The organism is Catenovulum sp. 2E275, from assembly GCF_025515275.1.
GTDB lineage: Bacteria > Pseudomonadota > Gammaproteobacteria > Enterobacterales > Alteromonadaceae > Catenovulum.
This window is the reverse complement of sequence record NZ_JAOPFU010000001.1, coordinates 287,267-299,960: the sequence shown is the minus strand read 5'-3', so window position 1 is coordinate 299,960 and position 12,694 is coordinate 287,267. Positions and strand designations below refer to the sequence as shown.

At 38.0% G+C, this 12,694-nt stretch carries 11 protein-coding genes; 1 reads left to right on the top strand and 10 read right to left on the bottom strand.

Going from position 1 to position 12,694, the window contains the following annotated elements:
• From N7931_RS00975 to N7931_RS00940, 8 genes are all read right to left on the bottom strand, one after another.
• A partial coding sequence (locus N7931_RS00975; protein WP_262791378.1) for an NAD(P)-binding domain-containing protein occupies positions 1-110 on the bottom strand: 110 nt, incomplete at its 3' end.
• Positions 111-178: 68 nt separating this feature from the next.
• Entirely contained in the window at positions 179-1,426 is a 1,248-nt protein-coding gene (locus tag N7931_RS00970; RefSeq protein WP_262791373.1) for a tagaturonate epimerase family protein, read from the bottom strand.
• A gap of 113 nt (positions 1,427-1,539) precedes the next feature.
• Complete coding sequence (locus N7931_RS00965) at positions 1,540-2,193, bottom strand: sulfite exporter TauE/SafE family protein (protein ID WP_262791372.1); 654 nt, start codon at positions 2,191-2,193, stop codon at positions 1,540-1,542.
• Positions 2,190-2,864 (bottom strand): nickel pincer cofactor biosynthesis protein LarB, encoded by a 675-nt coding sequence (larB, locus tag N7931_RS00960; RefSeq protein ID WP_262791371.1) that lies wholly within the window; start codon positions 2,862-2,864, stop codon positions 2,190-2,192. The genes N7931_RS00965 and larB overlap by 4 nt, the downstream gene beginning before the upstream one ends.
• A gap of 2 nt (positions 2,865-2,866) precedes the next feature.
• Positions 2,867-3,673 (bottom strand): ATP-binding protein, encoded by an 807-nt coding sequence (locus N7931_RS00955; RefSeq protein ID WP_262791370.1) that lies wholly within the window; start codon positions 3,671-3,673, stop codon positions 2,867-2,869.
• Between the two features lie 7 nt (positions 3,674-3,680).
• Complete coding sequence (locus tag N7931_RS00950) at positions 3,681-5,000, bottom strand: LarC family nickel insertion protein (RefSeq protein WP_262791369.1); 1,320 nt, start codon at positions 4,998-5,000, stop codon at positions 3,681-3,683.
• A complete protein-coding gene (locus tag N7931_RS00945) occupies positions 4,987-6,279 on the bottom strand; it encodes a lactate racemase domain-containing protein (RefSeq protein ID WP_262791368.1) in 1,293 nt (430 codons plus the stop codon). The genes N7931_RS00950 and N7931_RS00945 overlap by 14 nt, the downstream gene beginning before the upstream one ends.
• On the bottom strand, positions 6,279-6,761 hold the full coding sequence (locus N7931_RS00940; RefSeq protein ID WP_262791367.1) for a gluconokinase: 483 nt from the start codon (positions 6,759-6,761) through the stop codon (positions 6,279-6,281). The genes N7931_RS00945 and N7931_RS00940 overlap by 1 nt, the downstream gene beginning before the upstream one ends.
• 287 nt (positions 6,762-7,048) lie before the next feature.
• On the opposite strand from N7931_RS00940, the gene N7931_RS00935 reads away from it, so the two are divergent.
• The gene (locus N7931_RS00935) at positions 7,049-8,077 is read left to right on the top strand and encodes a LacI family DNA-binding transcriptional regulator (protein WP_262791366.1); all 1,029 of its coding nucleotides are present in this window, start codon (positions 7,049-7,051) and stop codon (positions 8,075-8,077) included.
• 77 nt (positions 8,078-8,154) lie between these two features.
• On the opposite strand, the gene N7931_RS00930 is transcribed toward N7931_RS00935, so the two are convergent.
• Positions 8,155-9,528 carry a glycoside hydrolase family 28 protein gene (locus tag N7931_RS00930; RefSeq protein WP_262791365.1) on the bottom strand — a complete coding sequence of 458 codons (1,374 nt, stop codon included), beginning with the start codon at positions 9,526-9,528 and terminating at the stop codon, positions 8,155-8,157.
• Between the two features lie 107 nt (positions 9,529-9,635).
• Positions 9,636-12,359 carry a TonB-dependent receptor gene (locus N7931_RS00925; protein WP_262791364.1) on the bottom strand — a complete coding sequence of 908 codons (2,724 nt, stop codon included), beginning with the start codon at positions 12,357-12,359 and terminating at the stop codon, positions 9,636-9,638.
• Positions 12,360-12,694: the final 335 nt, after the last annotated feature.

Here is a 12,694-nt window from a genome sequence, read left to right as displayed (position 1 = left end):
TAACTACGGTTGTAAGCGGTCACTGTGAATCCTTTAGATTCCATGTTTAAAACCAGGTTTTCACCCATAACCGCAAGGCCTACTAGGCCGATATCTGATAGTGCTTTCATCGTGTAATATTCTCCTAAGCTTTAAGAAAACAACTGAGCGTTTAGCTCAGTTGTTTTTAATGTCAGTATTAACCAAAAATACGGCTAATGTGACGATCGTAGATATTTTCTGTTACGTTTTTACCTACGATAGCTTTGTTATCTTTTAACGCTTGTAAATAACGGTCGCCCATTTGTGCTGCCACTTTATAACCTACGTGCAATAATTGACGAACGTTAGGGTTATATTCAGGGTGATCTAAATCATGACGTAAAGCATTTACATATTGATCGCTTGTCCAGTCGTTAACGGCTTCAGCTGTTGGTAGTTTGCTTGCATCAATATCGATAACGGTTGCATACGGTGCACATAATGCTTCGTAGTTAGCAATTGAAGCTGCATATACTTCTTTTGCAATAACTAAACCTTCGCCACCAGCTTCAGCTAAACCGATTAACTCTTCTAACCAAGTTGTACCAGCTGTTTTTAAGTGGATACCAGCGTTATGTTTTTTCAAGTTTTTACCGATTGACTCATAAATAGAGAATTTATCTGAACCTGAGTGAACACTTAACTTTAATGTTTCTGGTAAGCCAAACTCTTTGATTGCAAAAGCAATTACCGCTAAATCTTGATCAAATTCTTTGTCGAATTGAGCAACATCACCAACATAATCCACACCCTTGTTAAAACGGCCAGTGAATTTAGGTGCAACCGTTTGAGCTGGAATACCCTCTTGAGCAATCGCACTTAAGATAAAGAATAATTCTAATGGTGTTTGTGGGTTTTCACATTCATCCATTGAAACTTCGGTCACAAAAGGAGCTGATTTATTTGCACTGATTTTTTCAAAAATCTGTTTTGCTAATTTAACTGCACCTAAAAATTCTTTGGCAATTGCACGAACATTATCTTCAGTTACATGGAAAGTTTCTTCAATACCCGGGATTTGTAATTCGCCGATATATTTAGCCTGCGCTTTAACAAAAGCTTCAATGTCAGCTTCTGGCGCAGCTAAGCCAATTTGCTCTGCTACGTCTAAAGTAAAAAAGTCACTACAAGCAATAAAAGAGTCAACTGTACCTAATTGAATGTGGTCAGCATCAACAAAATAAGGTTTATCCCAACCTTTAACTTTTACAGCTGCATCTGCTTCGTCGCGTAAGCTTTGAGGAACAGTACCGATAATTTGGTGTTCACGGTTTGACTTGTTCCAAACCGGATAAATATCAACACCTAATTTTGCTTTAGCATCAATCATCGCCTGTAATTGAGCTTCTGCCTGATGACCAAATCTATCACCTACACCAATAGTATACTTTTCAATTTTTAACATACCTTCACCTTTTTTGTTAAAGCGGTTTTTAATTGCTTAATGCTACCGGTGGCATAACCAGCGCAAAAAAAACAGCAAAAACCGCTGAAAAAACCAATAGTTAAATACAATATTTAACTTAACCAATAAAAACCTAAACTAATTGATAATCCACCTAGAACCGCATGGCTTAAATTGATTATCCATTGCTCAAGAGTCTGAACTTTTTGGCATAACTTACCCCAAATAAGAGCAAAAAACGCCATCCCCAAAATACATCCTAAACTGAATAAAATAATATAGGCAGTTGCGTATACTGCACTGGTTTGCATCAGCATAGGCGTAATCGCAATAATAGGCGCGCTTCCAGCTAACCCATGCACCATGCCGACAAAAACCGGCGTATGGTTATGCGTTTTTTGACCTACATACTTTTTGATCCAGTGTGTATGCTTTACCTGACCATGAGTATGATTAGATAACTGTAGCTTACCTTTACATATTCGCAACAGGGTTGCAACACCCAAAACAATTAAAATAATGCCAGCTAAATTTTCCGCTGAAGCAACCAGCGCATCATTTAACCCATAATCCAACCAAATAAATAAGATCCCAACCAAGGTTAAAATTAGGCCATGACCACTGCCCCATTTTAATGCGCTTTTTACAATCGCTAAAAACTTATTTTCTTTACTGGATAAAACTGAAACCGCCATCACATGATCTGCATCCAATGCGTGCACTAAACCCAACGCAAGCGCACCAAATAACAAGACTATTTCGTTCATTTTTCTTGCTCCGCACAGGCATGAAACATATTTAACGTTTTCACCGCAGCAATCGCTGCGCCAAAAGCATTATCAATATTAACCGTTAAAATGCCCGGTGCACAGGCTGATAACGCACTGCTCAGCGCACTTTGTCCGTTCACCGAAACGCCATAACCAACCGAGCTTGGTACTGCAATCACCGGCGCTTTAATTAAACCAGCTAATACACTAAATAATGCGCCTTCCATACCGGCAACAGCAATCACCAGTTTATATTGTTTAATTTCATCCAGTTTATTCAATAGCCTGTGTAAACCGGCTACACCCACATCTGCAATAATCGGACTTTCAAAACCATGATATTTTAAAGTCACCTGCGCTTCTTTAGCGAGCGCGACATCTGATGTGCCAGCAGTGACTATGCAAATATCTGAGCGGTTTATAACTGGCTTAGGTTCACCAAAAATGGCGATTTTACCTTGTTCACAATACTCAAGTTGAGTCGCAAATTCACCAGCTAAAGCATTATGCTGCTCTGCTGAAAAACGGGTTAATAAAACCTGCGTTTGATTTTGCTGATGAAATTGTAAAATATGCCTAATTTGAGCAATGCTTTTACCTTCACAATAAACTGCTTCTTCGATACCGGTTCGGGCTTGCCTGTCGGTATCCCAACTAAATTCCTGCATAATTAAACCTTTACACCAGGATGAATAAAAGCCGAACCTTTTTGATAATGCTTAACACCAGAGAAAATATACCCCTGTTTATCGCACTCAAGCTTCACTGCATTCATCATATCTGACAGCATTGGCTCTTTTGGAATTGACCCCAGTTCAACATATACCCCTTGATGGGTTAAGCGGCATCTCACGGTTTCTTGAGATTGCATAAAAGCTTTTATTTTTTGTTCAACTAAATCAATAAAACCGAGCTTAATACTGTCAACCTCAATACCTGTTTCTAACCGGCTGGCTAAACATGGCTGTGCCGGTAATTGTTTTAGATCAGTTAAGTTTAAATCGGCAGCTAACTGATAAATATCGGCTTTAGACAAGTTTGCATCAACATACGGCTGAACAATTTTATTTTCGGCCGCTGCGGTTAAACCGGGTCGATAATCACCTAAATCATCTAAATTAGTACCGGAAGCAACTGTTTTCGCATACACCTCACCAATTCGCTGATAAAGTTTAGATTTACAATAATAACAACGATTTACTGGGTTTTCTCGATAGCGTTCGTCGGTTAATTCTTGAGCATCAATTAATTGTAATGACCAAGTTTCATTTTCTGCATATTGATTAATCAGGGTTAATGCACCACTTGGCACAGCCGGTGAATAAGCATGAATAGCGGTTGCCTGTGTTGTTGAAAACTTATGTGCAACATACATCAACAGCATACTATCAACCCCACCGCTTACCGCAATTGCCAGCTCAGGGTACTGATTTAATACGTTAACCAAGTTATCTAACTTCTGATTTATTTGGCTCATGCTTTACTCATTCAATCTGCTGTTTTAATTTACGTCTTTGCGCAAGTGTCTTACAGCTTGCTAAATCATCACTCTCAACTTTATTGGTTGGATAACTCGAATTATCCAGCGCAGGGCGCATCACTTGTTTAACTGAATAAGCGTCATCATCTAATAATACTGAGTGTTGCGATCTTAATAAACACAATCGATTTAACTTTTGCCACCTAACACCAATCGTTGAAGTATATCTAAAACAGTCTTTAATTACTGAATCAAGATGCGTTTCTTTCAGTAAAATATTCACCTGCTCAACTAAGCGATTCTTTTTACCCCGAGCTGAATTAACAGACAAATCAATCAAATCAGATTCCGCTCTGAGTTTATCGGTTGCCCAAGCTAATTCTTCCTGGGTCATATCATCGACATCAAAACTGAGTTGTATAACCTGCTCATATTCAGTCAGGCTATCACAGCTAACTTGCTCAGTTTGATACGCCATAACACGTAAAATATTGGGCATATTAGCAAAACGCTTACTACCGCCACCATAACCAGTTTGAATTAGCTGACGTTTTGGTTTATCCAATAACAGCTTATTTAATTGTAAATACTTTAAAATAGCAGCACCGGTTGGGGTAATTCGCTCCCCTTGAATGCCATCGTCTCTAAATTCAAAACCTTTTAATATTTCAGCCGTTGCCGGAGCCGGTACCGGAATTAAACCATGCTGAGTTTTAACCAAGCCGCCACCTAAAGGCAAGCTGGAGATCGACCATTTAGCTTGATTTAACGCATCGATAATATAAGCCGCACCCACCACATCAAACAATGAATCCCAGTCTGCTAACTCATGAAAATGCACCTGATTAATATCAGTAGCGTGAATCTTTGCTTCCGCCTTTGCCAAAATCGTTAAAATATCAACTGCAATTTGGATAACATTGTTACGAATGCCTGAGGTTTCAATTTTATTTTTTAACGCAATATACGTTGTCTCTGCGCTGTGTTCATGTTTGTGGGAATGACTATGTTGATGCGAATGCTCATGGCTGTGATCATGGGTATGCCCATGATTATGCTGATGTACCTCATTAGCATGATCACAACTATGATGATTATCTTGCTCTGTCGCCGATTTTAACTCAACCCGCTGACAACTAATCCCAGCATTCACATCTCTAAAAAAAGTGATAGTGCCTGCACTTTGTGGCAATAAATGCTCAGCCATGTGTTTAACCCCATCGGCTAACTCAGGAAAAGCATCTAAACACGCAGCTATAAACATATCGCCAGCAATACCACCGGCAACATCTAAGTGCAGTAAATCAACCTTATTTAGCTTCAACAAATTTCTCCTTAAACGCCCACAAACCTAATGCAGGATTGCTCACGTAAAAGATTTCTTCACCGTCTGGCATGGTATTCCAACCATCTTTTAAAGTTTCAATCGGATATTTTTTGGTCATTTCATCATAATGACAATAGTTATAATTGACTGACTCAATTTCTTCTTTTGAAACACCATCTTTAGGGCAATATGTCACCGAAAAACGATTATCGGTTGTACCATGAATTAAATGCGCCGCAGCAGATAAATTATTCGCTAATTCAGGGTTATTTTTAACCGCTTCTAAGGTTTCATCTGTCGTTTTATAGCCAAATTCACGAATTAATTTATCGATTGCCATATCTTCACCAAAACGATGAAGTGCTGGTGCTAAGACAATCAATTCACCTTCATCAGCCATTGCCATGCGTGTACGATAAATTGATTTATTACCTAACCAAGTGGTTTTAAATTCTGATGGTTCTAAATACACCACGGCTTTTTTAATCGGCTTATCTAATAAATTTAGGTTTAATTTTTGGCTTAATTTACAGGCTTCAACATAGGTTTCATCCTGATTACCACAAAATACACCTTGTAAAGCTAACTTATCGTTTTTATTACCTAACACAGTTAAAATAAACTCGATTGGTAAGTGCCGTAAATATTGATCAAATCCTTCGTTTAAGGCTTGACGCACTGGCGTATTAACCTGACCCATAATGCGCTCCATGCCATAAACCGCACCTAAAAAGTGAGATTTATGAATGGTATCTGAGCCACCCACGCCAACTAAAATGTTTTTAGTGTAATTTGCCATACCAATTACTTCGTGTGGCACTATTTGACCGACCGAAACAATTAAGTCCCAGTTGCCTTCAACCAATAATTTATTGGCGGCAACATCCATGGCGTAATCGAGTTTACCTTCAGATAATTCCAACATACGGTCTGAGCTAATTTCACCAAACTTAACCACATCGGTGCGCCATCTGTGCGGTAAAAAACGCTCTTTTGGAATTTCAGTGCCAAACATTGCATCAATTTCACCATCGCTCATCGGATCATGTGTGCCTAGTGCTGGTAATAAATAAACTTCGGCCTGATCTTTTAACTTTTGATACAAATAGTTAGAGATAAAACCCGCTTTTGAATAAAAACGCGTAATGTCTGGTGGTAATAATAAAACACGCTTTGCAGTCGCTGCTTTTTGGGCAATAAATTCGTCTAAAATAACCGTTAAATCAGCATCTGAAATCGTTTTATCTGTGTCAACATTATGAATTGGATAAGACATTATTTTATTTCCTGTAAAATTTGTTCAACAATTTCGGCCGGCTGAGGCTCGATACTGACAATAATAGCATCTGTTGGCTCTTCAAGTGTCTCAAATTGTGAAGTTAATAATTTAGCGCTCATAAAATGACCTTTACGTGCCGCTAAACGATTTGAAATTAACTCAAAACTACCTTGCAAATAAACAAAAGTGACTTGATCCGGTTGAGGCTGAGATAACCATTCACGATATTTTTGTTTTAATGCAGAACAGGCTAATACAGCGCCACCTTGCTGATTCCACGATACCATTTGCTCGGCAAGATTAGTTAACCAAGGTAATCTGTCCTCATCGGTTAATGGAATGCCATTTGACATTTTTTCAACCGATGATTTGCTATGAAAGTCATCCGCATCATAAAAATTAACATTTAATTTGTCAGCCAATGCTTGTCCGATAGACGATTTTCCACACCCGCTAACACCCATCACCACGTAAATCATAAAAACTCCAACAGACCCGTTTTATATGGGTTAGACAAACTAACCCTTGTTCGAGTTAACTCTAATTAAAGTCAAAAATTGACCATTATTTAACTGAAAATAGTAAAAAATAATAATATTTATTAAATTTTATTTAACTTTTGATGTTAAATAATATATTATGCCACCGGTGGCAATGTCAATAAAAAGTTTAAAAATAGTCATTTATTCAATGGGGTTCTATAAATGATGGCTCAAAAGCCTAATTTATGGTAAAAACTGGCTAGATTATAAGAGATTACAGTAATATGGCGAACGAAAAAATAACGATAAACGATATTGCACGTCTGTCCGGCGTGTCTAAACGAACAGTCTCTCGGGTTATTAATCAATCACCTAAAGTAGGTGAACAAACCAAGCTAAAAGTCGAAAAAATTATCGAGCAGTACAACTATGTGCCAGATAAACAAGCTAGGGGCTTAGCTTCGAGCCGTTCTTATTTATTAGGTTTAGTTTACGATAACCCTGATGCACTTTACATTGATGAAGTTCAGCGCGGGATTCTATCGTTTTGCAGCAAAAAAGGTTACGAGCTGGTTGTCCACCCTTGTCGCTATAAAAGTACCGATTTAAATGATAACGTTTTAGATTTTGTTCGCCGCTCTAAATTAGACGGTATCATTTTATTACCACCAGCGTCAGAAGTAGACGATTTAGCCTCAACGTTAGACGAAAACGCCATTCCTTATGTTCGTATGGTATCGGGTTACTCAGAAAAAACTGACGACTTTGTTATGTCAAATGATCGCCATGCCGCCGCTGATATGGCACGTTTTCTGGTTTCGCTAAAACATCAAAAAATCTCTATGATCACAGGCCCACTTAATTACCGCTCATCTAAAGAGCGTTATGAAGGGTTTATTCATACCATGGAAAATATGGATAGAGCACTACCAGATCAATATTTAATTGAAGGCACTAACCTTTACGAAAGTGGCATTGAAAAAGGTAGGCATTTACTTACTTTAGACGACAGACCAACCGCTATTTTTTGTAATAACGATGAAATGGCTTCAGGTGTATTAAAAGCCGCTGCCGAGTTACACATAAAAGTACCGGAACAGTTATCGGTTTGTGGATTCGATGATAACTTACTTGCATCGCGGATTATTCCTGCATTAACCACAATTAAACGTCCGGTTCGACAAATGGCCGTTTATGCAGCAAATAAATTAATCGCAAAAATAGAAAGCAATAATCCTCAGGCAGTTATTCAAAACTGTACGGTACACCCTGAATTAGTGATCAGAGATTCAACCGGATTTAATGAAAACTAAACGGCAAATTTAAGGTTTGCCGCTTAACCTTTTCATCAACTTTGCCAACTTAAATTTTGGTTAGTTTATAGTGATGATCAATTGCTTACAGAGCTTAGTTCGCCATCTAATCTCTGGCCATTTATTTTCAGATTATCCATTTTTAATCCAACCACATTATCTAAAACAAACGGGGTTTTAGCCTCTTTTACCGTTACATTTTTAAATATAATGTCTTGCAATGGCGCATCTTTATATGCGTGCATTTCAAATACAGTTGTCGCTTTTTCCACTTCTATATTTTCAAACACAATATCTTTATAAGTAGATGGATGTCCACCCTCAATGACCCCTGGGTAGTTAAGCTGAAACCAGAATAAGTCATCAAATTCTTCTATTTTCATATTGGTAACTCGAATATGCTCAACTAATCCACCTCTATCAAGTGAACCTTTAAAACGGATCGCAGCTTTGCCTTTGCGCAAAATATTGTTATCAAAATAAACATGGCTGATTCCACCCGACATTTCACTGCCTAAACCAATGCCATCTTCACCACCCATATCATTATTTCTAACAACAATATGACGGCTGGGTTTAGCTATATCTCGGCCGTCTTTATCGCGCCCAGATTTAATCACCACCGAATCGTCACCTGTTCTAAAATGGCTGTTTTCAACCACAGCATAATTAACAGAGTCTAAATCTATGCCATCGTTATTGGGTAAATGGCTGTCTACTTTAATATCCCGCACAGTTACATGATCGGAATAGACTAAATGATTCACCCAAAATGGTGAGTTTTTACTGGTATAACCCTCTAATAATACTCGTTTAGCACCAAAAAACTGAATTAAACTCGGGCGTAAATAATGGCCTTCTCCAAATTGTCTTTGCTCTACCGGTGTACCTTTAATGCCCATAGTACGAATAGCTTGCATGTCATCGTGCGCTAAATCATACCAAGGGTGAAACTCACTATTTGCATTACCGTCAATTATGCCTTTACCGGTAATTGCGACATCTTCGACATTAGCAGCATAAATTAACGGGGAGTAGCCATACATTTCAGTCCCTTCCCAGCGTGTTTTAACTACAGGTAAATAATCCGCAGGTTTGGCAGAAAATAATAGTACAGCACCGTCGTTTAGTTTTAGGTTAATTTTGCTTTTAAGATTAACTGCACCTGCGCTGAACCATTCACCAGCGGGAATGACAACCGTACCGCCTCCAGATTTAGCTAAAGTATCGATAGCCGTTTGAATCGCAGTTAAATCATCTTTGCCATCATTGGCAACTGCACCGTATTCAAGAATACTGGTTTGTTTATCGGGAATATTCGGCAATTCAATTTTAGCGACAATATTGTCGATCTCCTGCTGGTAGCCATTTGCAGTAGTATCTGCAACCACAACTTGAGGTAAACCAGCCAACATCACAGCACAAGCGACAGAACTTAAATAGTTTTTCATTACTAAGACTCCAGAATGTTTAATAAAATGCTCAACATCAAAAAGCTTTTAATACAAAAATGGCCGACAATAGCCGGCCATTTTATTAGCTTATTTCAAAGCATTCATTACAGATTATAACGTGCACCAAAGAAGTACTGAGTACCTGTATGGTTATATTCACGCATTAAGTTTAAGTCGCCATCACCAGTGGTGTATAAGCGCTCGTACTCATCTGTCAGGTTAATCACTTCAAGTGTTAACGTTAAGTTTTCATTGATGTTATAAAACGCACTTAAATCAATATGAGTAGGACCTGTAGTTGCTTCCTCAGCGTTACCATTACTACCCGGTGTACGTGTAATATAATCATCACGCTTATTCATCGATAAACGCGCACCATAGGTTTCTTCTTCATAATATAAAGTCGCGTTATATGAGTTTTCAGAAAGACCTGTAATACCATCCGCAGATACGCGGGTATAGTTACCAACAAAGCCTAAATTAGATAACTTACCTGGCAAGAAAGTAAATGGTTGTTGATAAATAAACTCCATCCCTTTCACCTTACTTTCAGATAAGTTCACAGGTACATTATGCTCATAAGGTGTAGTTCTTGGATCTTGCGCAATACTTGCTTCATATTGAGGGTCAGCATCAATAAACGCATAATAAGCAGGATCAACTAAACGCTCAACTGTGTTTGTTTCTATAAAGTTTTTAATATCTTTATAGAAATAAGTCGCAGCAACTAATGCTTCTGAATCAAAGTACCACTCAACCCCTAAATCGAAATTATCAGACTTAAATGGGTCTAAGAATGGGTTACCTGTTGAGACACGAGCATTAATATAGTCAAACGAAGGTGCCCCTGGGTTTAATGATGATAAACTAGGACGAGTCATTGTTCTTGATAATGCAGTTCTGACAATCACATCGTCTGTTACATCTAAAGCTAAATTGACTGACGGTAAAAAGTCATTATAGCTGTTACCGATACTAACTGGCTCAATCTCACCATTTGTTACAAGGTAACCTGTTGAGTCAGTTTCAGTTTTAACATAACGAGCACCAGCATTCGCACGTAATAACATATCACCGATATCAAATTCACTATCAAAATCAACATAAATAGCAGATGTTTTTTCATTGACTATCCAGTTACTACCGGTTCTTGGTGACCACACGGTCGGTAATAAATCAGCTTTGATTTTGTCAAAATCTGCAACAATAAAGCGAGGCAAATCTTCGCCATCAAAACCACTACCATAATCGTCGTATGGTAATAATTCAGTGTAACCTTCAGCTGTGTCTCCATTACCTTTGGATAAATCTTGGAAGCCTTGGATTTCTTCTTCATAGTAAGTAACTGTTCTGTCATTATACGCAGCACCAGCTTTTAAGATGAAAGAATCTAAGTCATAAGTGAAATCAACTTTTGCTGTATCGTTTTCACGTAAAACATCAGTTGCACGTAAACGGCCATCGGTTAAATCATAGTTTGTTGGGTCATTATAGTTATAACCAAAAAAGTTTAACTCTGGTGAATCTGAGTTGTCACTAAAATCAAACCCAAATCTATGATATTCACCTGTCATATTATAGCGGTATTGCTCCGAACGAGCATCAGACTCTGCTGTACCAACCATAGCATCAAGCGTCATATAATCATTTAAGAAAAACTTACCTGATAATACATACTGCTTAAATTTAGTTTCAGAAATTTGTTGACGGCTTTCAATACGGTTTTGCACATTATCAAATACACCAGCCTGTACCTGACTACCATTTGGCGCGACCGTAATAGAAACAGGAGTGATTTCATCAAAAGTACTTCTGAACATTTCAAACATATTGTACATGGTACGATCGTTATCTAATGTAGAATGCAATGCATCAAAAGTTAAAACAATATCTTCAGTTGGTGCATATTGAATTGAAGTTGTCATCCCTAAACGATCTTGCTTATTACCAAAAAAGTCAGGGCGAGGTAAGCGAGGAGTCCATAAACAATTAACAGGATCTACCGCATTACCATCAATTTCACAATTACCTACATCTATATCTCCAGTCACTTGAGTAGATGAAGTATCAGCATACGGACCACTTCCATCTTTAGCTGGTGTAGTCCAACGCACTGTGCCAAAACCTTCCTGACGAACAGTTCTTTCAGATTTAGCAATTGAGAATAAGACCCCAAAAGTATCATCAGCAAATGTATTACTGATCATAAAGGACATACGAGGATCAATTTCTTCGGTTATGCTGTTATAGCCACCTTGTGCAGATGCCGCAACATGGAAACCACGCGAATCAAATGGCTTAGCAGAATACATATCAACAGTACCGGCAATACCACCTTCCTCTGCTTTTGCAGTTGAAGTTTTTTGAATATCTACGCGGTTAAACAATTCGGAAGCAAATACGTTAAAGTCGAACGAACGACCACCGTTTACACCACCACCAGAGTCAGTACCATCAGTACTCGCTGGCACTTCCATACCATTTAAGGTAGTACGAGTAAATGATGGGCCTAAACCACGTAACGTAATTTGGCGACCTTCACCACCTTCACGCGAAATTGCCACACCAGGAACACGCTGAAGTGATTCTGCAATGTTTAAATCAGGGAACTTACCAATATCTTCAGCAGCAATTGAATCTCTGGCGTTGACAGACACCCGTTTAGTTGCCAATGATTTGTTTAATGAAGACCGAAAACCTTTAACTTCAATGGTTTCGATATTTTCTTCTGCCCCTGCTTCTTGAGCAATAGTATTTGTAAGTGGACTTAGACCTAAAATAAGCCCCATACAAGTGAGTAGTTTTTTCTTTTTAAAAACACGTTGCATACTTATATCTCCTCTGTGTTTAGTACTTGGCGTTGTAATTTATAAATTCACTACTTTGTTTAAAAAACAGTTTAAAACTTACATTTTAGATTAATGTAATCAGCCCTAAAAATAAGTTGGGCTAAAACATTAAACAACAAAATGAATAACATTTTTTTAACCATACACCACAATGCTACCGGTGGCAATAAAAAAAATAACATTTTTTAAATTTTTTAGATTGTATTTTAATCAATGATAACTAAGAAGATTATTTAAAAAATGAAAAAAGGCTGTGTATGTACACAGCCTTGAATATAGTTCAGAAAAAAGTGTTATAACTACCTATAACAAAC